General features: G+C 64.5%; 25 protein-coding genes. 13 read left to right on the forward strand and 12 right to left on the reverse strand.

The features are described from left to right. Positions 1 to 9 precede the first annotated feature (9 nt). Positions 10 to 921, reverse strand: coding sequence for a class I SAM-dependent DNA methyltransferase (locus QQL24_RS07285; protein WP_284311255.1), 912 nt, complete (start codon positions 919 to 921; stop codon positions 10 to 12). Positions 922 to 1,220: 299 nt separating this feature from the next. Here QQL24_RS07285 and QQL24_RS07290 point away from each other — a divergent pair, with 299 nt between their 5' ends. From QQL24_RS07290 to QQL24_RS07305, 4 genes are all read left to right on the forward strand, one after another. Beyond that, positions 1,221 to 2,234: a ligase-associated DNA damage response exonuclease gene (locus QQL24_RS07290; RefSeq protein ID WP_284311256.1), complete on the forward strand. Its 1,014-nt coding sequence runs from the start codon at positions 1,221 to 1,223 to the stop codon at positions 2,232 to 2,234. Beyond that, entirely contained in the window at positions 2,231 to 3,886 is a 1,656-nt protein-coding gene (locus tag QQL24_RS07295; protein WP_284311257.1) for a cisplatin damage response ATP-dependent DNA ligase, read from the forward strand. Before QQL24_RS07290 ends, QQL24_RS07295 begins: the two co-directional genes overlap by 4 nt. A gap of 3 nt (positions 3,887 to 3,889) precedes the next feature. Further along, a complete protein-coding gene (locus QQL24_RS07300) occupies positions 3,890 to 4,168 on the forward strand; it encodes a DUF6460 domain-containing protein (protein ID WP_284311259.1) in 279 nt (92 codons plus the stop codon). 185 nt (positions 4,169 to 4,353) lie between these two features. Further along, complete coding sequence (locus QQL24_RS07305; RefSeq protein ID WP_284311261.1) at positions 4,354 to 5,535, forward strand: aminotransferase class V-fold PLP-dependent enzyme; 1,182 nt, start codon at positions 4,354 to 4,356, stop codon at positions 5,533 to 5,535. A gap of 22 nt (positions 5,536 to 5,557) precedes the next feature. On the opposite strand, the gene QQL24_RS07310 is transcribed toward QQL24_RS07305, so the two are convergent. Further along, positions 5,558 to 5,884 (reverse strand): nuclear transport factor 2 family protein, encoded by a 327-nt coding sequence (locus tag QQL24_RS07310; protein ID WP_284311262.1) that lies wholly within the window; start codon positions 5,882 to 5,884, stop codon positions 5,558 to 5,560. A 60-nt stretch (positions 5,885 to 5,944) separates the two neighbouring features. Between QQL24_RS07310 and QQL24_RS07315 the strand changes: the two genes are divergently transcribed. Both QQL24_RS07315 and QQL24_RS07320 read left to right on the forward strand, forming a co-directional pair. Continuing rightward, positions 5,945 to 6,343: a winged helix-turn-helix transcriptional regulator gene (locus tag QQL24_RS07315; RefSeq protein ID WP_284311263.1), complete on the forward strand. Its 399-nt coding sequence runs from the start codon at positions 5,945 to 5,947 to the stop codon at positions 6,341 to 6,343. A gap of 186 nt (positions 6,344 to 6,529) precedes the next feature. Then, complete coding sequence (locus QQL24_RS07320) at positions 6,530 to 7,876, forward strand: MATE family efflux transporter (RefSeq protein WP_284311264.1); 1,347 nt, start codon at positions 6,530 to 6,532, stop codon at positions 7,874 to 7,876. Positions 7,877 to 7,940: 64 nt separating this feature from the next. Here the strand turns inward: QQL24_RS07320 and rhmD are convergent, their stop codons facing one another. Next, entirely contained in the window at positions 7,941 to 9,113 is a 1,173-nt protein-coding gene (gene rhmD / locus QQL24_RS07325; protein WP_284311265.1) for an L-rhamnonate dehydratase, read from the reverse strand. 288 nt (positions 9,114 to 9,401) lie between these two features. On the opposite strand from rhmD, the gene QQL24_RS07330 reads away from it, so the two are divergent. Both QQL24_RS07330 and QQL24_RS07335 read left to right on the forward strand, forming a co-directional pair. Then, complete coding sequence (locus tag QQL24_RS07330) at positions 9,402 to 10,175, forward strand: FadR/GntR family transcriptional regulator (RefSeq protein ID WP_284311267.1); 774 nt, start codon at positions 9,402 to 9,404, stop codon at positions 10,173 to 10,175. Positions 10,176 to 10,235: 60 nt separating this feature from the next. Further along, a complete protein-coding gene (locus QQL24_RS07335) occupies positions 10,236 to 10,985 on the forward strand; it encodes an SDR family NAD(P)-dependent oxidoreductase (RefSeq protein WP_284311268.1) in 750 nt (249 codons plus the stop codon). 151 nt (positions 10,986 to 11,136) lie between these two features. Here QQL24_RS07335 and QQL24_RS07340 read toward each other — a convergent pair whose 3' ends face one another. From QQL24_RS07340 to QQL24_RS07375, 8 genes are all read right to left on the reverse strand, one after another. Beyond that, entirely contained in the window at positions 11,137 to 11,391 is a 255-nt protein-coding gene (locus tag QQL24_RS07340) for a hypothetical protein (RefSeq protein WP_284311269.1), read from the reverse strand. Positions 11,392 to 11,466: 75 nt separating this feature from the next. Next, positions 11,467 to 12,462: a Gfo/Idh/MocA family protein gene (locus QQL24_RS07345; RefSeq protein WP_284311270.1), complete on the reverse strand. Its 996-nt coding sequence runs from the start codon at positions 12,460 to 12,462 to the stop codon at positions 11,467 to 11,469. Beyond that, the gene (locus tag QQL24_RS07350) at positions 12,459 to 13,340 is read right to left on the reverse strand and encodes a sugar phosphate isomerase/epimerase family protein (protein ID WP_284311272.1); all 882 of its coding nucleotides are present in this window, start codon (positions 13,338 to 13,340) and stop codon (positions 12,459 to 12,461) included. The genes QQL24_RS07345 and QQL24_RS07350 overlap by 4 nt, the downstream gene beginning before the upstream one ends. Before the next feature lie 187 nt (positions 13,341 to 13,527). After that, entirely contained in the window at positions 13,528 to 14,361 is an 834-nt protein-coding gene (locus QQL24_RS07355; RefSeq protein WP_284311274.1) for a carbohydrate ABC transporter permease, read from the reverse strand. Next, positions 14,358 to 15,278, reverse strand: a complete 921-nt coding sequence (locus QQL24_RS07360; protein WP_284311275.1) for a carbohydrate ABC transporter permease — start codon at positions 15,276 to 15,278, stop codon at positions 14,358 to 14,360. The genes QQL24_RS07355 and QQL24_RS07360 overlap by 4 nt, the downstream gene beginning before the upstream one ends. Before the next feature lie 243 nt (positions 15,279 to 15,521). Beyond that, entirely contained in the window at positions 15,522 to 16,748 is a 1,227-nt protein-coding gene (locus QQL24_RS07365) for an ABC transporter substrate-binding protein (protein ID WP_284311277.1), read from the reverse strand. A gap of 40 nt (positions 16,749 to 16,788) precedes the next feature. Then, on the reverse strand, positions 16,789 to 17,790 hold the full coding sequence (locus QQL24_RS07370; RefSeq protein ID WP_284311278.1) for an alpha/beta hydrolase: 1,002 nt from the start codon (positions 17,788 to 17,790) through the stop codon (positions 16,789 to 16,791). Beyond that, positions 17,787 to 18,503, reverse strand: a complete 717-nt coding sequence (locus QQL24_RS07375; protein ID WP_284311279.1) for a GntR family transcriptional regulator — start codon at positions 18,501 to 18,503, stop codon at positions 17,787 to 17,789. The genes QQL24_RS07370 and QQL24_RS07375 overlap by 4 nt, the downstream gene beginning before the upstream one ends. Positions 18,504 to 18,655: 152 nt before the next feature. Between QQL24_RS07375 and QQL24_RS07380 the strand changes: the two genes are divergently transcribed. The 3 genes from QQL24_RS07380 (at position 18,656) to QQL24_RS07390 (ending at position 21,306) form a co-directional block, all read left to right on the forward strand. Continuing rightward, entirely contained in the window at positions 18,656 to 19,720 is a 1,065-nt protein-coding gene (locus tag QQL24_RS07380) for an ABC transporter ATP-binding protein (protein ID WP_284311280.1), read from the forward strand. A gap of 67 nt (positions 19,721 to 19,787) precedes the next feature. Then, complete coding sequence (locus QQL24_RS07385; protein ID WP_284311281.1) at positions 19,788 to 20,807, forward strand: histone deacetylase family protein; 1,020 nt, start codon at positions 19,788 to 19,790, stop codon at positions 20,805 to 20,807. Positions 20,808 to 21,111: 304 nt separating this feature from the next. Next, a complete protein-coding gene (locus tag QQL24_RS07390) occupies positions 21,112 to 21,306 on the forward strand; it encodes a hypothetical protein (protein WP_284311282.1) in 195 nt (64 codons plus the stop codon). Between the two features lie 9 nt (positions 21,307 to 21,315). On the opposite strand, the gene QQL24_RS07395 is transcribed toward QQL24_RS07390, so the two are convergent. Continuing rightward, complete coding sequence (locus QQL24_RS07395; RefSeq protein ID WP_284311283.1) at positions 21,316 to 21,552, reverse strand: hypothetical protein; 237 nt, start codon at positions 21,550 to 21,552, stop codon at positions 21,316 to 21,318. A 284-nt stretch (positions 21,553 to 21,836) separates the two neighbouring features. Here QQL24_RS07395 and QQL24_RS07400 point away from each other — a divergent pair, with 284 nt between their 5' ends. Then, positions 21,837 to 23,327, forward strand: coding sequence for a C45 family autoproteolytic acyltransferase/hydrolase (locus tag QQL24_RS07400; protein ID WP_284311284.1), 1,491 nt, complete (start codon positions 21,837 to 21,839; stop codon positions 23,325 to 23,327). A 399-nt stretch (positions 23,328 to 23,726) separates the two neighbouring features. Further along, complete coding sequence (locus QQL24_RS07405; protein ID WP_284311285.1) at positions 23,727 to 25,151, forward strand: hypothetical protein; 1,425 nt, start codon at positions 23,727 to 23,729, stop codon at positions 25,149 to 25,151. Positions 25,152 to 25,171 lie beyond the last annotated feature (20 nt).

Here is a 25,171-nt window from a genome sequence, read left to right on the forward strand (position 1 = left end):
TGCCAATACCTATCGCTTGAATATGGCGACCATGCCGGGTACGGGGCTGCCGCGATCCTGCCGAGCCCAGTCGTCGTTCCGGCGGAGAAGGGTCAGCCCTGCCGCCCTGGCCCAGCTCTCGATGCTGGCATGGGAGTGCGCATAGCGCATGTCATGGTTGAGGATGAAGGGCTCCGGCCCGTCATGGCGCTGCGCCGTGAAGGCGAAAAGGCCATTCGGCTCAAGCACCCGCGCGACTTCACGGAACAGCGCTTGCAAATCGCCGAGATAGACGAAGACATCGGCGGCAAGCACCAGCTCGGCGCTTGCCGCTGGCTGGCTTTCGAGAAAAACGAGGGCATCCTTGCATAGGAGACCGCGATAGAGCCCTTTGCTGCCGGCCTTGGCCAGCATGGCCTGCGAGAGGTCGACGCCGATCATCTCGCCGCAGAAGGCCTGGAAGGCCTCGCCCGCCAGGCCCGTGCCGCAGCCCAGATCCAGCATCCGCCGGAAGGCCAGGGGCTGGCGCAGGTCGGAGAGTGCGGCCTTGAGCAAGGCCGGCCCGCGATAAGCGAGGTCGCCCACCAGCGAGCGCTCGAAACGCGGTGCATATTCGTCGAACAAGGCAGCGACGTGCGAGGTGGTCATCGCGCCATCGGCGGGACGTTCTCCGAGCCTGGCCAATCTTGCGCCGGCGCCGGCAACATCTCCGGCGTCGAGGGCAAGGCTCTGGCGATAGGCTTCGATCGCCTTGCCCCGCTCGCCGGTTTCCTCCCGCAAGTCACCGAGCGCGTACCAGCCGGCCGCCCAGCGAGGCGCACAATCCAGGGTCTGCTCCACCAGCTCCGCGGCGGCCGCAAGGTCGCCCCGCGCCTTGTAGTCCATGGCATAGGCGAAACGGCGGTCGGCGATGGGGTCGCCGGAGGTGTGGAAAGAGGGCATGGCGGGGGTATAGGGCAGGCGGAAAGGAAATGGAAATGGGGAGGTGCGCGCACAGGAGAAGTGGGGGAGGCTTCCCGCGCTAGGTCTGATACCGCGCCAGTTGCTCCTCCAATCCCGGCTCGCGCCGCGATGTTCCCCGCCGTGATGGCGACGACCCCCTAGCGGCAGGGCAAAGTCCTGCCTGAGCTTGCGGGCGAAGGCGCCGAGTTCCGCCGCCTCGCTTTCCAAAACCAGTTCGGAGTCCTGCGATGTTTCGGGGAAATCTTGGCTAGCACCGCCGTTATACCTATCTTCCCCCCATGCGGCCATCCGATTTGCTGATTCCGACGCCATCCGGACTCTATTGTCCGCCTGCCGATGTCTATGTCGATCCGGTGCGTCCCGTCGATAAGGCGCTGATTACCCACGCCCATTCCGACCATGCCCGCGCTGGGCATTACCAGGTGCTGGCGACGCAGGAGACGCTGGCGATCATGGCGGCGCGGCTCGGTGAGGAATTCTGCCATACGCGGCAGGTGGCTAGATACGGTGAGACGCTCGATCTCAACGGCGTCAAGGTCTGCTTCCATCCCGCCGGCCATGTGCTGGGATCGGCGCAGATCGCCTTCGAGGCCGAGGGGCTGCGCATCGTCGCCTCCGGCGACTACAAGCGCCAGGCCGATCCGACCTGCATGCCCTTCGAGGTGGTGCCCTGCGATGTCTTCATCTCCGAGGCCACCTTCGCCCTGCCGGTGTTCCGCCATCCCGATCCCGCCCATGAGATCGCCAAGCTGCTCAACTCCCTGGAGCTCTTCCCAGAGCGTGCCCATCTCGTCGGCGCCTATTCGCTCGGCAAGGCACAGCGCGTGATCGCCATGGCGAGGGAGGCTGGTCACGATGCGCCGATCTATCTGCACGGCGCCATGGAGAAGGTGACGCGGCTCTATGAGCAGCACGGCATCGCTCTCGGCGAACTGCATCTGGTGCGCGACACCAAGCCGGCCGAGCTTGCCGGCGCCATCGTGCTCTGTCCGCCGAGTGCCGCGCAGGAACCCTGGTCGCGCAAGATGCCGGAGCCGCTCAGCGTCTACGCTTCGGGCTGGATGCGCATCCGCGCCCGGGCCCGGCAGAGCGGCGCGGAGCTGCCTCTGGTGATCTCCGACCATGCCGATTGGCCGGACCTGCAGCGCTCCATCCTGGAGACCGGCTGCTCGGAGCTTTGGGTCACCCATGGCCAGGAGGATGCGCTGGTGCACTGGGCACAAAGCCGGGGCCTCAAGGCCAGACCCCTTCACATGGTTGGTTACGGCGACGAGGAGGCAGGAGAGGCATGAACCGCTTCGCCGCGCTCCTCGACCGCCTCGCCTATGAGCCCGGCCGCAACGCCAAGCTCCGTCTGCTGACCGATTATTTCCGCGCCACCCCGGATCCCGACCGCGGCTATGCCCTGGCCGCGATGACCGGTGCGCTCACCTTCCGCAATGCCAAGCCGGCGCTGCTGCGCGAGCTCATTGCCGAGCGCACGGATCCCGAACTCTTCGCGCTCTCCTATGACTATGTCGGCGATCTCTCCGAGACCATCGCGCTGATGTGGCCGGTGCGGCCCGGCGCCAATCACTCGCCGACGCTCACGGAGGTGGTCGAGGCTCTCACCCATGCCGGCAAGGCGGCCATGCCGGGGCTGATCGCCCGACATCTCGATGCGCTCGACGAGACCGGGCGCTGGGCCTTTCTCAAGCTGATCACCGGCGCGCTGCGCATCGGCGCCTCCGCCCGCCTCGCCAAGAGCGCGGTGGCGGCCCTGGGTTCGCTGGCGCCCGACGATATCGAGCTGGCCTGGCCCGGCCTTACGCCGCCCTATGAGGGCCTGTTCGCCTGGGCCGAGGGCAAGGGCGAGCGGCCCGAGACAGGCAATCCCGCGCCCTTCCGGCCGGTGATGCTGGCGCATGCGCTGGAGGAGGGTGATCTCCCGGTCATGCTGCCGGAGGATTTCGTCGCCGAATGGAAATGGGACGGCATCCGCGTCCAGGCCGTGGGGGCCACAGCGCATGGCCTGCCGATGCTCCGGCTCTATTCGCGCACGGGCGAGGATATTGCGCCGGCCTTTCCCGATCTCGTCGAGGCCCTGCGCTTCGAAGGCGCCATCGACGGCGAGTTGCTGGTGCGCCGGGAGACGCGCATCGAGAATTTCAACACGCTGCAGCAGCGGCTCAACCGCAAGACCGTCACGACGAAGATGGTGGCGGAGTATCCCGCCCATATCCGCGCCTATGACCTTCTGGCCGAGGGCGAAGAGGACCTGCGCGGCCTGCCCTTCGTCGAGCGCCGCGCGCGGCTGGAGGCCTTCGTCGCACGGCTCGCCTCGCCCCGTCTCGACCTCTCGCCGATGGTGGCTTTTGCGACGCCGCAGGAATTGGCCGCGGCGCGCTCCGATCCCCTGGCCGCCGGAGCGGGGGAGGATGCGGATGCCGTCGAGGGCCTGATGCTGAAGCGGCGCGACAGTCTTTATGTGCCCGGCCGCCCCAAGGGGCTGTGGTTCAAATGGAAGCGCGAGCCCTACCGCATCGACGCCGTGCTGATGTATGCCCAGCGCGGCCATGGCAAGCGCTCCTCCTTCTATTCCGACTACACCTTCGGCGTCTGGAGCGGGAATGAGCTTGTACCTGTCGGCAAGGCCTATTTCGGCTTCACCGACGAGGAACTGCGCGACATCGACCGCTTCGTGCGCAACAACACCGTCAACCGCTTCGGCCCGGTGCGCGAGGTGACGCATACGGCCGAGACGGGGCTGGTGGTGGAGGTCGCTTTCGAGGGGCTGGCGCGCTCCACCCGCCACAAATCCGGCGTCGCCATGCGCTTTCCGCGGCTGGCGCGCCTGCGCTGGGACAAGCCTCCCAGCGAGGCCGACCGCCTGGAAAACTTGACCGCCCTGCTTGACCGAACGCCCGCCACACCCGAAATAGAGGCCGGTTCGGCAGGAGACTAGGGCATGGCAGGCGGGGTTGAACGCTTCATGGGCGGCTCGATGACGAACACCATCATCAAGCTGGTGGTGATCTCGATCGCCGTTGGGCTCGTGCTCGGCTGGCTCAACCTGACGCCATGGGAGCTGCTCGAAAACATCAGGCGCTCGCTGGAGCATCTCTTCGCCCGCGGCTTCGGCATGGTGCGCGACCTCTTCGGCTATTTCCTGCTGGGCGCGGTGATCGTGATCCCGGTGTGGATCATCCTGCGCCTGCTGCAATCCAGCCGGGGCGGGGGGAAGTAGAGGGCGGCCCGGGTGCACGGGCATCCTGCCCGTTCTTGGAACCTGGGACTTTTGGAAAGGGAAGAACGGGCAGGATGCCCGTGCACCCGGAAAAAGCTTCCCTCCCTCTACAAGCCGGCTTGCGGCGCAGCGCGGCGTCATTGCATGGTCTCTTCAGGACAGACGAGAAAGACGGCGGGTGCCAGATGGACGGTTCCAAGACGATCGCGCTCGGCGGCGCCATCCGGGCTGAATGGCCGCTCGACTGGAGCAAGCTCACCGTCAACCACGGCGCCTATGGCGCAACGCCCAAATGCGTGCTGGCGGCCCAGGAGATGTGGCGCGATCGCATGGAGGCGCAGCCCAGCATCTTCATGCGCAGCATCCTGCCGGATGTTTTGCGCACCAATGCCGGCGCCCTCGGCTCCTTCCTGAACGCGGACGCGCAGGACATCGTCTTCGTCGACAATGCGACGACCGGCTGCAATGCCGTCCTGCGCTCCCTCGATTTCAAGCCAGGCGACGAGATCGTGCTGCACGGCCAGATCTATGGCGCTGTCGGCAAGACAGCCCGCTATGTCGCCGGGCGCACGGGTGCCAGCATCGTCGAGGTGCCGCTGGCCTTCCCAGGTGGGGATGCTGCCGCTTTCATCGAAGCCCTCGGGGCGAGGCTGAATGATCGCACGCGGCTCGTCATCGTCGATCACATCACCTCGCCGAGCGCCCTGGTCCTGCCGGTTGAAGCGGCGGTGCGCCTCTGCCGCGATGCCGGTGTGCCCATTCTCATCGATGGCGCGCATGGCCCTGGCCAGATCGAGGTCGATCTCAAGGCCATCGATGCCGACTGGTATGTCGGCAATTGCCATAAATGGTTGGCGGCGCCGAAGGGCTGCGCCTTCCTGTGGTCGCGCCGCGACCGGCAGGTCGGACTGCATCCGACCACGATCTCGCATGGCTTCCAGCAGGGCTATCTCAGCGAGTTCGACTGGACAGGCACGCGCGACGCCACGGCCTTCCTTGCCATCGAGACCGCGCTCGCCTTTCACGAGAAGCTGGGCGGCATGGCCCTGCGCCGGCGCAATGCCGATCTCGCCCATCAGGCCGGGCGCCTGCTGGCCGACCATTTCGGCACCGCCTATGGCAATGAGGCGCATCCCGTCGCCATGGCCATGGTCCGTCTGCCGTTCAGCGGCGCCACCTCGGCGGAGCGGGCACTCGCACTGCGCGACCGGCTGCTCGACGAATTCCGCTGCGATGCCCCGCTGATCGCCCACCCCGACGGCATCTGGGTACGCGTGTCGGCGCATGCCTATAACGAGATCGGCGACTACGAGAGGCTGGCAGGGATTCTGGACCGATTGATCCGTACGGATCGGGCGGCCGACTAAGGCGCTTGGAGACCACCGCACATCAGTGAATCTCCAGGCTGGAGATCAGCCCATCCGTCAGCCCGAAGCTGAAGTCGAGATCCACCGGGCTGCCGGGAAAATTGCCCGTCACCTTGCCGACGACGACGGTGCGGCCGCCCTTCTGCGAAACGCGGAGCGGCTCGATGCTGTGCTGGTATTTCGCCTTGGAGGATGCCTTCCATTCGGCGATGGCCCGCAAGCCCCTGATGTCCCGTCCTTCGTCATGAACCACGGCGTCCGGCGCGAAGCAGCCCGGTATGACGGAGGCGTCGCCGCTGTTTTCGATGGTGAAGTAAAGTTCGATGGCTCTTGGCAGGTCGAGGGCCATATCCCTATCCTGAAAAAGGTTGCTGTTGAGACAGGCCGTATCTGAGCCTAAGCTGCAGAAATGACAAGAACGCACGAAAAAGTAGGGTACTTACCTGAAAGTAAGGAAGCTCAGCACACGCTCGACAGCGCCGTCGACGGTGTGGAGCAGATCTTCCGGCTGTTGGAAGGACGCTGGAAATTCGTGATCCTGTTCCATCTGTTCGGGGGCAAGCTCAAGCGTTTCTCCGAGCTGGAGCGGGCGATTCCGGGCGTTTCCCAGAAGATGCTGATCCAGCAGCTGCGCCAATTGGAGGCCGACGGCATCGTGCGCCGCATCGTCCATCACCAGGTGCCGCCCAAGGTGGAATACGGCCTCACCGAGTGGGGCCAGGCCCTCTGCCCGGCTCTGGACGCACTGCTGAAATGGCATGCGCAACGGGAGAGGCTGGGAGCAGGAGAGGGCAGGGCAAAGGCGTGAACCTTTCCAAGATGACCTGGCCCATCGTCATTGCGAGCGCAGCGAAGCAATCCAGGGGCGGTATACGCGCCCTTGGCCCCTGGATTGCTTCGCTGCGCTCGCAATGACGGCGGGTGTTTGCGCTTGGAAATTGCCTGCCCACGGGATAGCTAGGAAGAAGCACTCCCAGGACTTTTTCCAATATCCATGACCGCCATTTCCTCGCCCGAAGGCGCTGCCGTCCGTCCGGTCGCCGTCAGTCACCGCGTTGTCTTCGGCATTGCCGCGCCGATGACGCTAGCGCATCTGTCGACGCCGCTGCTCGGTCTGGTCGACACCACGGTGATCGGCCAGATCGGCGATGCAGCGCTGATCGGCGCGGTGGCGCTGTCGGCCGTGTTGTTCGACTTTCTATTCTGGGGCTTCGGCTTCCTGCGCATGGGCACCGCCGGCCTGACGGCGCAGGCGCTCGGGGCCGGCGACAAGCTCGAACAGCGCGCCGTCTTTCTGCGCGCCTTGGTGATGGCGGCGGTGCTCGGCCTGGCGCTTATTGCGCTGCATGACCTGATCGCCACCGTGGCCTTTCCGTTCTTCGAAGCCTCGCCGGCGGTCACCGACGCGGCCCGGCTCTATTTCGCCATCCGCATCTGGTCGGCGCCCTTCGCTTTCGGCAATTATGCCGTGCTGGGCTGGCTGATCGGCATGGGGCGCACCACCACCGGCCTGTTCCTGCAGATCGGCATCAACATCATCAACATCCTGCTCTGCGTGCTCTTCACGCTGGGCCTGGGCTGGGGTGTCGCCGGCACGGCCTGGGCGACGCTGCTGGCGGAAACCGGCGGCGTGCTGGTCGGGCTGGTCGTGGTGGCCCTGCATTTCGGCGGCGAGTTCGGCGTGCCGCGCGCTTTGGTGTTCGATCGCGCCAAGTTCATCCGCATGGCGGCGGTCAACCGCGACATCATGGTGCGCACCGTGGCGCTGCTCGCCGCCTTCGTGTTCTTCAGCCGGGAGGGGGCGAAGGCGGGCGACACCACGCTCGCGGCCAACGCCATCCTGAACAATTTCTTCCTCGTCGGCGGTTATTTCCTGGATGGCATCGCCACGGCGGCCGAGCAGCTCTGCGGCCGCTCGATGGGTGCCAACAACCGCCCCTCCTTCGAGGCGGCGGTGCGCTATTCCGTGTTCTGGAGCCTGGTGCTGGCGGTGGCTATGTCGCTGCTGCTGTTCGCCGCCGGCGGCGCCTTCATTGACTTCATGACCAAGAGCGCGCCTGTGCGCGAGGAAGCGCGGCTGTTCCTGCCCTTTGCCGCGGTGACGCCGCTGGCCGGCGCCCTCGCTTTCACCTTCGACGGGGTCTATGTCGGCGCCACCTGGAACGGTGCCATGCGCAATTTGATGCTGGTGGCGCTGGCCTGTTTTTTCGCCGTGTGGTGGCTGTTGCAGAGCTGGGGCAATACCGGTCTGTGGATCGCGCTGGTGAGCTTCCTGGTCGCGCGCGGAGCAAGCCAGGGCATCGCCTATTTCAGGCTGATGCCGAAGGCGTTCGGGAGGTAAGGGCGACGGGCGAGGGCACCACGAAGGCAAGGTCCGTTTTCAAACATCTCATCTCGCCCAGCCCTTATCCCGCCTCCATCAGCACGGCGTCCCGGCTCTTGATCAGACCAAAGCCGGGGGTGTCGGGCACATCCAGGCGGCCGTTCTCAGGCACGGGTTCGTTCGAGAACAGCGGTCCGAACACTGGCAGCACGCTCTGCCCGTCGGCGCTGTTGGCGACATATTCGCAATAGGGTGAATGGGGCTGCGACATCACGAAATGATAGCTGAACGGGCCGCTGCCATGCGGCACCACCGGGATATCGTAGGCCGCTGCATGGGCCGAGATCCGGAGCAGTTCGGTAAGGCCGCCGACCCACATCACGTCGGGCTGCAGAATGTCGATATTGCGGCCCTCGATCAGCTTGCGGAAGCCGTAGCGGGAATATTCATGCTCGCCGGTGGTCCATTTGGTAGCGGGCAAGGCACGCTTCAGCAGTGCATAGCCGTCGAAATCGTCGGGATGCAGGACCTCTTCCCACCAATAGATGCCGAGATCCTTGCAGGCGGTGGCGAGTTCGATGGCATAGGGCACGTCGAGCGCCATGTAGCAGTCGACCATCAGCGGGTAATCGGGGCCGATGGTCTCGCGATGGGCCTTGAGGAAAGCGACATTGGCGCGCAGCCCCTCGATGCCGTCGGCTGGGCCATGGGGCAGGGGCACCTTGCCGCCCCAGAAGCCCAGACGCTTGGCCGCCTCCGGGCGCGGGCCGGTGCAGTAGAAGGTGATCTCCTCCTTGGTGCGCCCGCCGATCAGCTTGTAGACCGGCTCCTGCCTGATCTTGCCGATCAGGTCCCAGAGTGCGAGGTCGATCACGCTGATGGTGGCGAGCGTCAGGCCCTTGCGGCCGTAATACATCGACGCGCGGAACATCTGGTCCCACAGGCGATTGAGGTCGCGCGGGTCGGCACCTTCCAGGAAGCGCTTGAAGTGATGCTGCACCAGCCAGCAGGCGGGCTCGCCGCCGAAGCCGGTGGCGAGGCCCACATGGCCGCTCTCGCTCTCGATCTCCACCACGACTGAGCCCATGATGTTGATGCCCCAGGAGGCGCGCGAGGCCTTGTACTCCCCGTAGCCCGACATCGGGTTGGCGATCAGCGTGTCGATCAGCCAATGACCCTGCTTCTGGCTGAAATAATCGCCGCCGCCCGAGCCGACGAGATAGGTCCGCACTGCCTTGATGCGAGGGGCGGTCATACCGGCTTCCTTCTGGTGCTGGGACAGTAGAACTGTGAAACGAAGGAAGTTGTAAGTCAAGTTTTCTTGGAGCACCGACGCCTTGGCGAGCTGCTTCCTCTCCTACGCGTAGTGCTTCCAAGCAACTGGGATGCCCGCCGATCCCAAGGCGCATCGCCCGGCGGCATCTACGTCCAGGTTGACTGACAAATTTTGGGATGCCACCTTCAATCCTTGCGTACCCGTCCTGATTTGTCGGATGATACGCCTCTGATTCCGGTCCTACCCGGGGGAAAAGGGAAGACCGCAATGTCGGTGCTCGAAAGCATTGAGCCGTTCAGCCGCAAGCCGATCGCCGAGCGCGTAGCGGACCGCCTGCTCGAGCTGGTGCGCTCCGGCAATCTCAAGCCGGGCGACAAGCTGCCGACCGAGAACGAGCTCGCCGAGGCAATGCGCGTGAGCCGCCCGGTGGTGCGCGAGGCCCTGCGCGGCCTTTCCATCCTCGGCGTGGTGGAATCGCGCCAGGGCGGCCGCTGCTATGTCACCGATCTCGCCCCCTCGCGCTTGCTCGGGCCGCTGGAACTGGTGCTCTCGCTCGACGAATCCAATGTCGATGCCCTCTACGACGCCCGCGTCGTGGTCGAGTGCGGCCTGATCCGCCGGGCTGCCGTCAAGGTCAGCGACGCCGAGCTCACGCAATTGCAGGACCTTGCGGTCGCCGGCTACAAGCTCGCAGCCGATCCCGTCAGCTTCCGCGTGCTGGACCAGGAATTTCACACGCTGCTCATGAAGATCGCCAGCAATCCGGTGCTGGAGCGCGTGGCCGCCAGCCTCTATCAGCTCGGCATGGAATATCGCCGTGTGGCTTCCGAGACGCCCGGCGTGATCGAGCGCAGCGCGGCCGAGCATGACGCGGTGGTGAAGGCGCTGGCGAAACGCGATCCCGACAAGGCCGACGAGGCCATGCGCGCCCATCTTCAATCGATTAACCGCACCACCTATGATGCCATGCGCAAGCTCGCCGGCGAGCGGCGCGGCGAAGAGCCGGCCCCGATGATCGAGCGCGCCAAACTGCCTTTCTGAACCACCTTTCCGACGTCTCCAAAAGCCCAACATTTTTCGATTTTCAAAGGGAAGAAACGCATGACCACGATCATTCGCTATGAAGGCCGCGGCGCCGTCATCACCGGCGGGGCCTCAGGCATCGGCCGCAAAACGGCCGAGCGCATCGTGGCCGAGGGCGGCTCCGTCTGCATCTGGGATGTCGATGCCGCCCGTATCGAGGCGGTATGCAACGAGCTCGGCCCCAAGGCCCATGGCGTCGCCGTCAACATCACCGATCCGGCGGCGGTGGAGAAGGCGGCGCAGACGGCCGAGCAGCATCTCGGCCGCATCGACGTGCTGGTCTGCTCGGCCGGCGTGGCGGGCCAGAACGAACTGGTGGCGAAGTACCCGATCGACGAGTGGAAGCGCGTCTTCGATATCAACGTCAACGGCCTGTTCTATTGCAACCGCTTCATCGTGCCGCTGATGCAGAAGCACGGCTATGGCCGCATCGTGAACGTGTCGTCCATCGCCGGCAAGGAGGGCAACCCGACGGCCTCGGCCTATTCGTCCTCCAAGGCGGCGGTGATCGGCCTCACCAAATCGCTCGGCAAGGAGCTGGCCAAGGACGGCATCACCGTCAACGCCATCGCGCCGGCCACCGTCGACACGCCGATCCTGGCGCAGGTGAGCCAGGCTCATATCGACTATATGCGTTCGAAGATCCCGATGGGCCGCTTCGGCACGGTGGACGAGCTGGCCTCCATCATCACCTGGCTCGCCAGCGAGGAATGCTCCTTCACCACGGGTGCGGTGTTCGACATCTCGGGAGGACGCGCGACGTATTGAGCCTGGAGCCCCGTGGGATAAACGCGCAATGTCATTCCGGGTCTCCGCTTCGCTGCCCGACCAAACCCAGGTTTGGTCGTGGGAATGACGGCGGTGCCGATCCAATGATTCCGCCAAAACCCAAACGAAACCAGCGCGAGGCACCACCGTCTTAGTGGCTGTGCCTGTCCGTGACGCTCAACTCGAACACCAGCACCGCGAGCGCTACAGCGCCGATAAGAAGCGCCGTCAGCATCGCATCGGTGCTGGTGGCGGCGTAGCAGGGCACCGCGCCATGCGCGTTCGGCAGGCAGGGATCGAGGCGGTTAGTGAGCTTGCCGAAATAGCCGCCCTTGTTTTCGAAGTAGAGGAAGGCCGCGCAGGCAAAGGCCAGCGCGGCAGAGAAGGCGATGCTGAGTGACCTCATGGCCGTGGCTCCAGCGTTAGCCATATGTATATAAGTATGGTTAACGCCGGTTGCATCAGGGGGCTGTTCCACCAGCTACAGGGCCAGGGCCTTTCGGAGCGCCTCCAGCCTTTCCATGGCGACGACGCCGTCATGAATGGTCGGCGCGGGCGTCTTTTCGCCCTTCAGCGCCGGCACGACATCGGCGAGCAGGGCGTGGTAGCCCTTGAAATCCTCATTGGCGGCGGCGGTGAAATTGGGCTTCCAGGTCAGGCTGTCCTGGCCGTCGCCGAGCGTCGCCGCCGCGTCCGCCGTCTTGAAGGGCGGATCACGGTGCCAGCGCACCTCCACGACGTCTTCGATCTCCAGGCGCTGATGGTCGCCCATGATTTCGATGCGCTCGACCGGCGTGCCGCGTGACTGGATGGTGCCCATGGCGATGGTGCCGATGGCGCCGCAGTCGAAGTCGAGACCGATATGGAAGAGCACGCGGCCGGGAGTCTTCTCCACCTTGCGCGCCGTCAGCCCGGTGACAGGTGAGACCAGAAAGGAGACGAGGTCCATATAGTGCACGCAATGGTGCAGGAAGAAGCCGGTATAGTCGACACTGCCGGCGAAATAGCCCGGGGCCGTCATGTAGTAGCCGGTGAGGCCGAGCACCGGCCCGAAGCGGCCCGACTTCAGGATGTTGTGGGCGATCTTGTTGCCCACCGAATAGCGCTTCATGAAGCCGAGCAACAGCGGCTTGCCGGTGCGCTCGGAGGCATCGCGCAGGGCGCGCGCACCTTCGGCCGTGCCGGAGGGCGGCTTTTCCATGAAGACGGGCAGGCCATGCTCGAGGGCGGCCTTGCCGAAGGCGAGGTGCTGGTCGGGCCCGACGGCCATGCCGACAGCATCGATGCCCGGGGTGCGGATCAGGTCCTGCGCGTCGCTGAGCAGCGTCGAGACGCCGAACTGGCGGCCGGCATCGGCGAGGCGGGCAGCATCGATATCGCAGAGGGCGGCGATCCTAACGTCATGACGCACCAGTTGGGGCAGGAGCATCTGGGTGGCATGCACGCCGCAGCCGATCCAGCCGATATTCAAGGTCATCTGCGATATTCCGTGAGCAGCAAATGGGATCTGATGAAGGAGGCCGAGGCGGCGAGACGCTCGCTCTCGTCCTCGTGGGGCGGCCGCCATTGCGCGAGGGGCACGCCGAAACGGTCGTCATTGCGGCGGAAAGGCTCTAGCGAGATCGGGCCGGAATAGCTGACGTTGTGCAGCGCCCGCATCACCTCCACCCAGTCGGTCGCGCCTGTGCCTGGAAAGCCGCGATGGTTCTCATTGGCCTGGAAATGCACCAGGCGCCGGCCGGCGAGGCGGATCGCTTCGGGGATGGAAGCCTCTTCCATATGCATGTGGAAGGTGTCGAGCATCAGCCTGATTGCGGGATGATCGACGGCGTCGAGCAGCTCTATCGCCTGCTGTGTGGTGCAGAGCACATCGCTTTCGAAGCGGTTGAGCGGTTCGACCGCAAGGGTGACGCCGACGCGGGCGGAATATTCGCCCGCTTCCTTCAGACCGGCAACGCAGCGCGCCTTGCGGGCGAGGCGCTCATCCTCGGAGACCGGCTGCGGCGGGCGGCCGGCAAAGACCAGCGGATTGCCGGTGAGCGGGCCACCCACCAGTGTCGCCCCGAGATCGGCGGCGGAGTCGGCGGCATATTTCAGATAATCGATGCCGGCGCGATGGCTGGCGGCATCCTCGGAGGCAAGATTGCGCTGCAGGTTGACGCGCGCCGCCAGCACCACGCCAAGGCCGGCATCGGCCAAGGCGGTGCGGGCCGCGCCGAGACGCAGCTCGCCCGGCTCGGGCACCAGCAGCTCGACGAAATCATAGCCGAGCGCCTTCATGCGGGTGAACAAGGGAAAGTGCTCGGCCGTGAAGGGCCGGGCATATTGCATGGAGATCAAACCGATTGGATTCATTGGGTTATTTCACATTGTCCGTGAGAGTTGGCGGAACGTATGTGGCGTTCCTGGGACCGCAGGCGTCTCGCCTGCATCTTGAACCGCCCCGTTTCCAAGAGCAGGCGAGACGCCTGCGGTCCCAGGAGCGTTGGTTCACGCGGCGACTCGTCCTGCTTGCCCGCAAAGCGGTTGTGTTCCATCCCCCTCATCCCTTCACCGCCCCCTGTGTCAGCCCACCCACCAGGCGCCTCTGCACGACCAGGAACAGCAGCGTCGCCGGCAGGGCGCCGACCACACCCCCCGCGGCAAGCAGGCCCCATTCGATCTGGTATTCGCCGATCAGGGTCTGGATCGCCACGGTCACCGTGCGCACGTTCTTGCCGCCCAGAGTGAGAGCGTAGAGATATTCGTTCCAGGAGGTGATGAAGATGTAGATGCCGGTGGAGATGATGCCGGGCATGGCGAGCGGCAGCACCACGCGACGCAGGGCCGTCAGCCGTGAGCAGCCGTCGATCATCGCTGCCTCGTCGAGGCTCCGTGGGATGGCGCCGACATAGCTGGTCAGCATCCACACCGCGAAGGGGATGGCGACGGTGGCATTGGCGAGGATCAGGCTGAGATGGGTGTCGAGCAGGCCGAGCCGGCGCATCAGCACGAAGAGCGGCAGGATCAGCAGCACCACTGGGAACATGTTCACCAGCAGGAACTGCAGCATGATGGCCTTGCGGCCGAAGAAGCGGAAGCGCGAGAAGGCATAGGCCGCCGTCACCGAGACGCCGAGGCCCACCACCACCGTGCCGAGCGCGATGATCAGGCTGTGGCCCATATTGCCGAGGAAGGAGGTCTGCTCGAACAGGCGGGTGTAGTTGTCGAAGCTCCAGCCCGTGGGCGAGAGCGAGACGCCGCTCGCGGCGATACGATCGGATGGGGTGAGCGAGGTGAGGATCATCCAGGCGAAGGGGCCGAGAGCGAAGAGGACGATCAGCGCCACCGGCAGGTCGGTGGTCAGAATGCGGCGGAGCGTCGATGGCCTGTTCATCGTTCGACCTCCTTCATGGTGCGGATGATGTAGACGGTGACGAAGGCGCCGAGCAGGATGGTGAAGGTCACCGCGATCGCCGTGCCATAGCCGAAATCGAGGTTCTGGCGCGCCTTGATGAAGGCATAGAGCGGCAGCGTGTGGGTGGCGTAGCCGGGGCCACCGCCCGTCATCACGAAGATGACGTCCATGGAATTGGCGACCCAGATCACGCGCAAGAGTCCCGCCGTCGCCAGCACCGGCCCGATGCCGGGCAGGGTGACGTTGACGAACTGGCGCCAGGGCGTGGCGCCGTCGATGGCGGCGGCTTCATACTGGCTGCGCGGAATGCCCTGCAGGCCGGCGAGGATCATCACCGCGAAGAAGGGGAAGCCCTGCCAGGTGAGCGTGGCGATCACCGCGTAGAGCGCGACATTCGGATCGGCGAGCCAGGGTATGGCGGTCTGGATCATGTGCATGCTGAGCAGCATCTCGTTGAGCACGCCGGTGTTGGGGTCGTAGATCCAGCGCCACATCAGCGCGATGACGACGCTCGGCAGCGCCCAGGGGATGATGATCAGGGCGCGGGCGAGGCCGCGCCAGGGAAATTCCCGGTTGAGCAGCAGGGCGGTAACGAGGCCGAGGCCCATCTGCAGGGGTACGGTGAAGCCGATCCAGACCACGGTGTGCCAGAGCGCCGTCCAGAACACGGGATCGGCGAAGAGCTTGATGTAATTGCCGAACCAGACGAATTTGGCGGCGTTCGGCTTCCAGAGCACGAGGTCGAACAGGCTCGTATAGACAGCCTCGATCATCGGCACGAAGACGACGACGAACACCACCAGCAGCGCCGGCGCGACCAGGGCATAGGGCATCAGCCGCGTCCGCAGGGGAACGGCGAATTCCCGGTCGAGCTGCGAGGTGGTGAGGAGCGACATGGCCTGGGCCTCACAAGAGAGTGGCAGTGAACGGCTGGGCGAGACGAGGCCTTGCAGGCTTCGCTCGTCCGTGAAGTCCCCTCGCCCCGTTCTTGCGGGGAGAGGATAGAGGTGAGGGGCTGCGTAGGCCTGTCAGGCAGGAGTCCCGCAAATACGCCCCACTTTTGAAAAGTCACGCTGCCCCTCACCCTTACCCTCTCCCCGTAAGAACGGGGCGAGGGCGTGGTCGGCGTCGCGCCCTTCCTAATTCTCGAACAGCGTCTGCAATTGCTGCATCATCTGCTCCGGTGTCTCCGCCCCGGTCAGGGCCTGCTGCATGTTGGTCTGCCAGGCGGTGTTGACGAATTCGGCGGTCGCGGTGTTCTGCGGCAGCGCGGCGGCGAAGGGCAGGGACTGTACGGTGGCGTCGACAAAGCGGCGCTCATGCTGCGTCCAGTTGGCCGAGCCCGACTTGGTCACCGTCATCTGTCCCGTCGCCTTGTTGAACTCGACATTGTTCTGGCCCTCGGCGAGGAAGGAGATCCATTTCCAGGCCGCATCCTTCACCTGCGAAGAGGAGAAGATCGCCAGCGATTCATCGCCGTAGGAGGTCCATTGCTTGCCGTTGCAGGCCGGGGCCGGCACGGCCGAGACCTTGTCGCCCAGGGCTTTGACGAGGTCGTTGGACGAGCCGATATGGTGGATGGTCATCGCGGTCTTGCCGGCCTTGAAGGCGGCGATGATCTCCTGAAAGCCGTCATTGGGCGCCGAAGGTGGGATCGACTTGTCGACCTGGAACATGTCGACCAGCCATTTGTTGGCGGCGATCGCCTCAGGCGTCACGAGGCCGCCCGGCTCCAGCTTGGCGCCCTGCGAGAACACGAAGGTGCCCCACTGGTCCCAGCCGCCCTTGCCGCCGCGCAGGCCGAAGCCATAGGTGTCGGGCGCCTTGGTCAGCTTCTTGGCGTCCTCGCGGAATTCATCGCAGGTCTTGGGCGGCTCGAGGCCGGCGGCCTTGAACAGGTCGGTGCGGTAATAGAGGTAGAGCACGACATATTGGATCGGCAGGTAATATTGCTTGCCGTCCGGGCCTTTGTTGAGGCGAAGAAGGTTGTCGAGCAGGTCCGCCTTGCCGGACCAGGCATCGATGCGGTCGCCGATCGGTTCCAGCGCACCCATCTCGACGAGGCGGGGCTGGGCGAACAGCTTCACCATCGCGGCGTCAGGCGCATTGCCGCCGACGACCGAGGTGTAGAGATTGTCGTAATAGGAGTTCCACGGCACGTTCTCGGCTTCGATCTTGATGCCGGGATTGGCGGCCTCGAACTTGTTGACGAGGTCGTCCATCGGATTGGCCGGATTGTCGAAATGATACCAGAAGTGCACGGTCTCTGCCTGCGCGCTGCCGAAGGTTAGTCCGGCGGCCAGTCCGATAGCCAAGCCACAGGCGGCGCCGATGGTCTTGAGCGTCTTTGTCAGTCCTGTCTTCATCGTTTCCTCCCCCTAGGATTTCAGGTTCGAGCCGCCCGGTTCAGCCGGACGTGATCATGGCTTTGGCCGCTGCGGCGGCTGTCTTGAGGCCATCTCGCGCGGCCGCGAGGTGAAGCGTCATCTGCAGGAAGCCGTGCGTGACGCCCTCGACGACATGCATTTCGGCCGGGCGCCCGAGAGCGCGCAGGCGCGCTGCGAAATTGAGCGTGTCGGACAGCAGCGGATCGATCTCCGCTGCCAGCAGGAAAAGCGGCGGCAGGGCACGCAGCGCCTCGTCGCCGGCACGCAGGGGCGCGGCGAGCGGCGCCGTCCTCGCGGTCTTGTCGGCGAGATACCAGTCCCAATAGCGCTGCATCCGCCCGGTGGTGAGGCCGGGGCCTTCGGCGAAGCGCTGGTAGGAGGGCGTCTCGAAATCGGCGTCGTAGACACCGTAGAAGAGCAGGGCGCCGTCGACCGGCTTGCGCTCCCGGGTCTGGCTGAACAGCAGCGCCGCGAGCGCCAGATTGGCACCGGCCGAGTCGCCCGCGACCAGCAGGGGGCCGGGCCGGATGCCCAGCGCCGCGGTACTTTCGAAGACGTTGCCGAGGCAGGCCACGACATCGTGCAAGCCGGCCGGGAAGGGGTGTTCGGGCGCGAGGCGGTAGTCCGGCAGCAGCACGGGCAGGCCTGTTTCGGCGGCGAGCACGCGGGCACAGCGTTCATGCGTCTCCGGGCTGCAGAAGGCAAAGCCCCCGCCATGGACGAAGAGGAGAGCACCGTCACCGGACTGGGGCGGGATCAGCACCTTCACGCGGCAATCGGCCGAAGCCAGCACGGGATCGGCCGGGATGACGATCTCGCTGACCGCAGCCATGGCCGGCAGGTCGCCGTTCCAGCGCTGGTTGAGCCTGGCGGCGAGGGCGCGGCCCTCGGCGGGTGGCAGCATCGTCGTGTCGGGCTGCGGGCCGATTTCGGCGTCGATGGCGGCCAGCAGCCGTGCCAGCTCGGGCGACAGGCGCCCCGGCAGATGCTCCACGGCAGGGTCGCGAACCAGGGTGTTCATTGCCCGGCTCCCGGAAAGACGTTGGGGCCGAAATCGACGATGGTGGCGATGTGATGCTCGAGGGAGGCCAGGGCCGCGGCGCTGTTGCCGGCCTCGATCGCCGCCACCAGCGGCCAATGGCGCTGGGCAGTGAGCACGAGATCGCGCCTGCCCTCGCTGCGCGAGATCTTGAAGCGGTGATTGTGGATCAGACAGCGATGCAGGATCGGATCGAGCGCCGGCAGATCGGCATCGCGGAACAGGCGGCGGTGGAAGTCGCGGTCGAAGGCGGCGAGCTCCATCTCGTCATCGTCCCGCGCGGCGTTCTCCATGGCTTCGACCAGCCCCTTGAGATCGGGGACCAGGCCGCGGCTCGGATTGCGCAGGGCGCGCAACACGCCGGCACATTCGATCTGCTGGCGCACGCGGAACATCTCCACGGCTTCGTCCGCCGTGCAGTCGGAGACCTGCGTGCCGCGATGGCCGCGCCGACGCACCAGCCCTTCCTCCTGCAACTGCAGCAGGGCCTCGCGCACCGTGCCCTGGCTGCAGCCGAAGCGGGCGGCGAGTTCCAGTTCCACCAGTGGTTCGCCGGCGGCGAGCTCGCCGAGCATGATGTCGTGCTTGAGGGCATCGAAGGCGGCCGCGGAGCGTGCGACTGAGACTGCGCGGCCGTTCCGGCCAGCCTGCAGCGGCGGATCGAAGCGGCGGGATGATGTGGGCCGGTCGCTCATGTCTCTCCCTTCCGCAGGTCGTTCTCCGGCCGGTCCTCGTTCTCCAAGCCCGGTCGGCCGGTTGCCTCTTGCAATTATCATTATTGATATTGATAATGGCGTCAAGGGCCATAAAGGCTCCAAGGGATAAAGGCGGCATCGGGGAGGATGGCATGGCGGGCATTGCCCTCAGTCGGATTCGCAAGTCTTACGGCGGCCACACGGTGATCCACGGCGTCGATCTCGACATCGCCGAGGGCGAGTTCCTTGTGCTGGTCGGCCCCTCGGGTTGCGGCAAGTCGACTTTGCTGCGCATGATTGCCGGGCTGGAGGAGATCACGGGCGGGGAGATGCGCATCGGCGGCAGGATCGTGAACGCGCTCTCGCCCTCCGAGCGCAACATCGCCATGGTGTTCCAGGACTACGCGCTCTACCCGCATATGACGGTGGCCGAGAATATGGGCTTCGGCCTGCGCATGCGCGACGAGAACCCGCAGGTGATCGGCAAGCGCGTCAAGGAAGCCGCCGATACGCTGAAGCTCGCCCCTCTGTTGGAGCGGCGCCCGGGGCAATTGTCCGGCGGCCAGCGTCAGCGCGTGGCCATGGGCCGCGCCATCGTGCGCGCGCCGCAGGCCTTCCTGTTCGACGAGCCGCTCTCCAATCTCGATGCCGGGCTGCGGGTGGAGATGCGCCTGGAAATCGCCAAGCTGCACCGGCGCATCCAGGCTACCACCGTCTATGTCACGCATGACCAGGTCGAGGCGATGACCTTGGCCGACCGTATCGTGGTGATGAATGCCGGGCGCATGGAACAGGTTGGCCCGCCGCTCGACCTCTATCACCGCCCCGCCAGCCTGTTCGTCGCCCGTTTCATCGGCAGCCCGACCATGAACACGCTGTCCTTGCCTGCGAGTGGCGGCGCGGAATTGGCGGTCGGCAAGGCAAAAGTACCGACGCCTGGCCTCGCGGTGGCGCCGGGCACGCCCATCGTGCTCGGCGTGCGGGCCGAGGACCTGTCGCCCTGCTATCCGGATGAAGCCTGGTTCACCGGCGAGCTCGCCATGGTCGAGCGCCTGGGCGGACAGACCTTCGGCTACCTCGACAGTGGTGGCGAACGCATGATCACCGTGGAATTCCCACGCAGCAGCCCGGTGAAGGTGGGCGATGTCGTTTCCGTCAAGGGCGATGCCGAAGTGCTGCACTTCTTCGACGAGGAGAGCGGCCGCCGGCTGAACTGAACGGTCTTCCGCAGGCAGACTTTTCGGCTAAGACTTCCGCCGATTTCCTGACGGGAGGCGAGTCGGCATGAAGGTCGTGTTCAGCGAGGCCCAGAGGCGGCACGATCCGACCTTCTTCCTCTCCAGCGGTGCCCAGCGTCCCAATCCGGAAGTGCCGCGGCGTTGCGACATCCTGCTGGAGGCCGCGCTCGGGCTCGGCCTGGCCCAGGTCGCGCCCCCCGATACCGGCCTTGCGCCGGTCGCCGCCGTGCACACGCCGGACTACATCCATTTCCTGCGCCGCATCTATGAGCGCTGGCAGCATATCGAGGGCGCCTCGGCCGAGGTGATCCCCAACATCCATCCCGACCGCCGCGAGGGCGCCTATCCTGCTTCCGCCGTCGGGCAAGCGGGCTACCACATGGCCGATACGGCCTGCCCGATCTCGGCTGAAACCTATGAGGCCGCTCTGGCAAGCGCACACACGGCCTTCCATGCCGCGCAGCTCGTGCTCGGCGGCGAGCGGGCCGCCTATGCGCTCTGCCGTCCGCCCGGGCATCACGCCTTCGCCGATCTTGCGGGAGGCTTTTGCTATTTCAACAATTCCGGCATTGCTGCGCAGGCGCTGAGGGCGCGGCATGAGCGCGTCGCCATCCTCGATGTCGATCTTCATCACGGCAACGGCACGCAAGGCCTGTTCTACGGCCGGCGCGACGTCTACACCGTCTCCATCCATGCCGATCCCATCCGCTTCTATCCCTTCTTCTGGGGCCATGCGGACGAGCGCGGCGAGGGCGAGGGGCTCGGCTACAATCTCAACCTGCCGCTCGCCCGCAAGACCGGCGACCAAGGCTTCCTCGCCGCCCTCGACAGGGCGCTGGAGCATATCGCCGCCTTCACGCCGGGCGCGCTGGTGGTGGCACTCGGGCTCGACGCCTTCGAGGGCGACCCCTTTGGCGGGCTCTCGGTGACCACGCCGGGTTTTGCCGCCATCGCCGGGCGCATCGCTGGGCTCGGCCTGCCGATGGTGATCGTCCAGGAAGGCGGCTATGTCTGCGATGAACTCGGCGCAAACCTCGCGAGCTTTCTAAAGCGTTTTGCGATTTGACGGAATCGTCAAGAATTGCAAAGGCGCGTCGAAATAAAGATCCAAAGTAAAGCGGCGTCTACGCGTAGACGTCCTTTTGTATGGTCGAAGCCGTTATTGAAGATCCGCTAGGGAAATATCGATAGCGGCGTTTCCAGAGTCTGGAAGCGAGAATCGCCATCTCGGAAGGCATTCTTGGCCAAAAGCACGGCTTTATTGCCGCCTTTTAATCCTGAATGACCGTTTATGACATCAAATTGCCCGGCTGAGCGCGCATTCTTCCTGCTTCCTCGTATCTTGTCGAGGAAAGGTTGGAGACGGTCGGATGAACAGCTATCTTGAGGAGGCAGCCGCCCTCCTGGCTGCATTCTGGCTGCCCTATTTTTGGAAGATCCTGATGGCCGACGTCGCAATCGCGGTGGTCGTCCTGTCAGGCTATATCTGGCTGAGGCACGCGGAGCACTGCGTCTCTGCGCCCACCGAATTCAAGTGGACCGACAAGCGGCATCATCGCCGGTGAGCGAAAGCGTCAATGCCGGACCACGCCCCCCGGCGCGGTCCTCGACATCCATGTCACCAGCGCCGAGCTGAACGAGGCAACCACCTCGCTGGCGATTGGTATGCGAATGATGGTGCCGCCTTCGAACTCGAACTCGGCGACCGCGAAACGGCGATGATCCGGCGTGGTCAGGCCTCGAAACCGGGTCAGGAGCGGCGTGACGACCGGGCAATCATTGCCTTCATGCAGATCCGTGGGATTGCTCATCGCACCACCCGATTCCGTATATGCATTGATCCCCATCTCGTATGGGGAAATCCTGTGACACGCCTGTGATTTAACAACAAGATTTTGAATCTTCATCCGATTTTACGAAACGTCAGCTCATGCGCGGAAGGTATCATGATGCCTGATGGCGTGGGGCTGGATGGCCTTGCCGATTTTGCGGATGGAATGTTGCAGCAGTGCAACCTGAGCGAGATGTCAAGCGGCTTGCGCAGGGCGGGCCGCAACTATACCGTGAAGATGGAAGATCCTGGAGCTATTCTGCAATGTCCCTGGACAAGAAACTGCAGTCTCCAACCACCGGCAGGTCCGGATCGGGGTCTCTTTGTCAATATAAGGGCTGGCTGTATCTTCACGTCGAAGGGGAGCCTTATGATCGGGGCTGGCATCACGGCTTTCTTCTTGCCGCAGAGATAAGAAGTGCACTGGACAGTATCAGCGCATTATTATGGCAGGATACGGGGCTGCCCTTCTCCTGGTATGCTGCCAATGCCCGCGCGATGTGGCTCGACCGCCTGGCTGGTGACGACCAGGGCAGGCTGGCGGACGGTTCCGGCCGCGCGGCGATCGAGGAACTGCGCGGCATCGTCGATGGGGCGAACGCCAATCGCGCGGCCGATGCTGCCGAGATCACCATCGACGAAATTCTGGGCTGGAACGGCTATCCCGAACTGATCTGCCAATGGCTGCCGGCAGTGATGTCCGGGGCGCTCAAGCCGGCCGTCCCTGTTCCTGGCGATCCCGGTCGCCTGGAAAAGATCGTCGCCAGCGGACGCTTTTCGACGGTTCATCATTTCCACCCACACCATTGCAGCGCCTTCATCGCCACGGGGGCCTGGACCGGGGATGGGGAGATCGTGGCGGCGCACACGACATGGCAACGCTTTGCCAACGGCGATTTCTACAACGTCGTCATCCACTTGGTGCCGCCGACGGGCGAGGGGATGCCGATCCTCATGCAGAGCGTGCCGGGCTATATCGCCAGCAGCATGGATTTCGGCCTCAATGCGGCCGGGCTCGTCGTCACCTCCACCTCGATCTCGGCGTCCGGCTTCGATCCGGAGGGATTGCCCTATTTCTTCAGGGCGCGCCGCGCCGGCCAGCGTGCGGCAACGATCGAAAATTGGGTCGAGCTGTTCCGGCAGGGCAACAATGGCGGTTACGCCAATAGCTGGCTGCTGGCAGAGGCTCCGAGCCGGCGCATTGCCGCCTACGAACTCACCAAGGCCCACGAGGAGTTGCAGCCACCGCTCACTTCAGGGGCCTATTGCAGTTGTAACATCCCGCTGTCGGTGCCGATCCGGGTGCTCGACACCGGCGGCTCTGGATACGACAACATCCTTGAAAGCGGCGGGCGACGCGTCCGGTTCGACCAACTGATGGCCGAGCACAAGGGCCGCATCGACGCCTCCGTTGCCCGCGCCATCCTGGCCGACCATCGCGACCTCTACACTTGCAACGACCTGCCGAGCGGGCGTACGATCTGCGGCCATATCGATGTGGATCCCGGCAATTTCGGCGGCGGCCACGCTCCCTACTATCCCTGGGGTTCCCTCGACGGCAAGGTGACCACCGGGGCCATGGCAAGGGAATTGTCGCTGCAGGGACGCTGGGGGCGGGCGTGCGGCACGCCGTTCCAGGCCTCGGCTTTCTTCGCGCGCGCGCCCCAATATGACTGGATGAGGACTCTGACCCGCGATCGGCCGAGCCAACCCTATTGCCTCTTCCGGGCAGGTGGAGAGCCGATCGGCCTCTAATCTTTCGGTTTTAAATAATTTTGATCGTTTCTTGAGGGTTGTGCTTATAAATTGGGCATTCTGGCCGTCGGAGCGCAGTTGTGAAGGCGTTGTTGCCGGCATTACACTCCGCATGGGCTGGTTTCAATTGCCCTTCAGTTTTGAATTTCGCTATTTGGATAAGAAGGGCTTTCGCAAAAATTGAGAATAAGTATGCTGTCTTGATTCCATGCTGGAGTAAAATGGTTGTCAGGTTGAAATTTGCTGTACTGCCTTCCGATTTTGGTAATGGTGGAAGATTGTTCGTATCAATATCGTCCCTGTCGTAACAAATGTGCCGTGTGACCTTTCAATTCGCGGAGATGAGCTGCCATGTCAGCCTGGAGACGAGCCTTAAGATATAGTATACGTGACCTGGGATTGGCCGCGGTCCTGATTTTCACCGGCTTTCTCTGGGTAATGCCGGACGCCTTTGCTGCGGATCCCTTTGCCGCCAACAATGGTCTCTACCCAACCGCGCAGGAGTGGCAGGGTCCCTACCGTGTCTCCAACTACAATTATCCGGAGACGGCGGAGAGTGCGTGGCTCAAAAAACTCGAAGACCTCAGGCAAAAGCAGCCGCAGTTGCGTGGCAAGCTCACACCGGACACGGCCGGGCTCTACGTCGATGCGCTGAAGCAGTTCCTCGAGCCTTCGATGGAAGCGATGATCGACAGGCCGGACAAGTTCGACCCGGCGGCGACCAACTGGTACAGCATGCCCTGGACTGGGGAAGGCAGCCCCACGAGCACCGGCGCCACCGATTCCACCAGTGGGCGCGAGGCCATCCTCGGCTCCTTCTCCGGGCAGGTCATCCAGGGCAGCAGTTTCAAGCTACAAGCCATGGCCATGATGCTGAAGACCGGGCAGCAGATGCAGCTGGCCTATCCCGACCTGCTCGCGGATATGCAGAACCATACCGTCATCTACTACGATCCCGTCGCAGCCCTGATGCTTCGCAAGGTCTGGGCCGATCCCTTGAATCCCAATGCCCGGGCTGCTGACTTTCCCGAGGGGGCCCTCGTCATCAAGGCCGGTGCGGTGACGGCCACCGAGAGCCAGTGGCCGGTGGTCAAGGGCTCGGCCATCTGGCACGTGTTCCGGCCGCCCTTCCAGCCCTATAATGATCCCAATCCTCCCTCCAATACGCCGAAGGTGACGGAACTGCGCGTGCTGCAGTTCGATGCCATCGTGAAGGATTCCATCGCCTCACCCGACACCGGGTGGGTGTTCATCACCTGGGTCTATAAGTTCAATGCGCCCGGCCCACGGCCTTGGGACCGGCTGGTGGCGCTGGGCGCCATGTGGGGCAACGATCCCGAACTTGCCCAATATCCCGATGGCGTCGGCCCTTCGGGCAAGCTGCAGGAGACCTGGATCAATCCAGACGCTCCCGACTATGCCAGGAAGACCCTGGGGTGGGGCGGCCGGTTGTCGGGGCCCATCGACGTGTCCCTGCGCCATGGCATCGTGTTCACCAACGGCCAGATTCCCGGCAGTGGCGTGCGCGCTTCCTCGTGCATGAGCTGCCACGGCACGTCGCAATATCCTTTCGTCGCCAATCTCTATCCCTCGCCCAACAAGATCTTCCCGAAGGACGGCGACACCTTCCTGCTCTATCCGCCGGGTTCGCGCGAATGGTCGTGGTGGTTCGCCAACCGGCCAGGCAAGGAGGCGCAGAACAAGGCCAACGACGTCAGTGCGGTCGGGCTCGACTACGATATGCTGTTGACCTTCGCCCTGAGTAATTTCAACAATGCGTCGGGTCATCCGGCGCTCGTCCAGCCCCGTTTCAGGGTGCATTGATGGTTGCGGAGGTGCCAGGC

Origin of the sequence: Labrys miyagiensis (assembly GCF_030160835.1) — a bacterium.
GTDB classification, from domain to species: Bacteria; Pseudomonadota; Alphaproteobacteria; order Rhizobiales; family Labraceae; genus Labrys; species Labrys miyagiensis.

Coding starts and splice junctions, on each gene's coding strand:
- QQL24_RS07300 (WP_284311259.1), top strand. CDS start 3,890: ATGGCAGGCGGGGTTGAACGCTTCATGGGCGGCTCGATGACGAACACC.
- rhmD (WP_284311265.1), bottom strand. CDS start 9,113: ATGACCGCCCCTCGCATCAAGGCAGTGCGGACCTATCTCGTCGGCTCG.
- QQL24_RS07360 (WP_284311275.1), bottom strand. CDS start 15,278: ATGTCGCTCCTCACCACCTCGCAGCTCGACCGGGAATTCGCCGTTCCC.
- QQL24_RS07345 (WP_284311270.1), bottom strand. CDS start 12,462: ATGACCTTGAATATCGGCTGGATCGGCTGCGGCGTGCATGCCACCCAG.
- QQL24_RS07385 (WP_284311281.1), top strand. CDS start 19,788: ATGAAGGTCGTGTTCAGCGAGGCCCAGAGGCGGCACGATCCGACCTTC.
- QQL24_RS07365 (WP_284311277.1), bottom strand. CDS start 16,748: ATGAAGACAGGACTGACAAAGACGCTCAAGACCATCGGCGCCGCCTGT.
- QQL24_RS07390 (WP_284311282.1), top strand. CDS start 21,112: ATGAACAGCTATCTTGAGGAGGCAGCCGCCCTCCTGGCTGCATTCTGG.
- QQL24_RS07315 (WP_284311263.1), top strand. CDS start 5,945: ATGACAAGAACGCACGAAAAAGTAGGGTACTTACCTGAAAGTAAGGAA.
- QQL24_RS07350 (WP_284311272.1), bottom strand. CDS start 13,340: ATGAATCCAATCGGTTTGATCTCCATGCAATATGCCCGGCCCTTCACG.
- QQL24_RS07285 (WP_284311255.1), bottom strand. CDS start 921: ATGCCCTCTTTCCACACCTCCGGCGACCCCATCGCCGACCGCCGTTTC.
- QQL24_RS07320 (WP_284311264.1), top strand. CDS start 6,530: ATGACCGCCATTTCCTCGCCCGAAGGCGCTGCCGTCCGTCCGGTCGCC.
- QQL24_RS07395 (WP_284311283.1), bottom strand. CDS start 21,552: ATGAGCAATCCCACGGATCTGCATGAAGGCAATGATTGCCCGGTCGTC.
- QQL24_RS07305 (WP_284311261.1), top strand. CDS start 4,354: ATGGACGGTTCCAAGACGATCGCGCTCGGCGGCGCCATCCGGGCTGAA.
- QQL24_RS07335 (WP_284311268.1), top strand. CDS start 10,236: ATGACCACGATCATTCGCTATGAAGGCCGCGGCGCCGTCATCACCGGC.
- QQL24_RS07330 (WP_284311267.1), top strand. CDS start 9,402: ATGTCGGTGCTCGAAAGCATTGAGCCGTTCAGCCGCAAGCCGATCGCC.
- QQL24_RS07355 (WP_284311274.1), bottom strand. CDS start 14,361: ATGAACAGGCCATCGACGCTCCGCCGCATTCTGACCACCGACCTGCCG.
- QQL24_RS07370 (WP_284311278.1), bottom strand. CDS start 17,790: ATGAACACCCTGGTTCGCGACCCTGCCGTGGAGCATCTGCCGGGGCGC.
- QQL24_RS07295 (WP_284311257.1), top strand. CDS start 2,231: ATGAACCGCTTCGCCGCGCTCCTCGACCGCCTCGCCTATGAGCCCGGC.
- QQL24_RS07380 (WP_284311280.1), top strand. CDS start 18,656: ATGGCGGGCATTGCCCTCAGTCGGATTCGCAAGTCTTACGGCGGCCAC.
- QQL24_RS07375 (WP_284311279.1), bottom strand. CDS start 18,503: ATGAGCGACCGGCCCACATCATCCCGCCGCTTCGATCCGCCGCTGCAG.
- QQL24_RS07290 (WP_284311256.1), top strand. CDS start 1,221: ATGCGGCCATCCGATTTGCTGATTCCGACGCCATCCGGACTCTATTGT.
- QQL24_RS07310 (WP_284311262.1), bottom strand. CDS start 5,884: ATGGCCCTCGACCTGCCAAGAGCCATCGAACTTTACTTCACCATCGAA.
- QQL24_RS07340 (WP_284311269.1), bottom strand. CDS start 11,391: ATGAGGTCACTCAGCATCGCCTTCTCTGCCGCGCTGGCCTTTGCCTGC.
- QQL24_RS07400 (WP_284311284.1), top strand. CDS start 21,837: ATGTCCCTGGACAAGAAACTGCAGTCTCCAACCACCGGCAGGTCCGGA.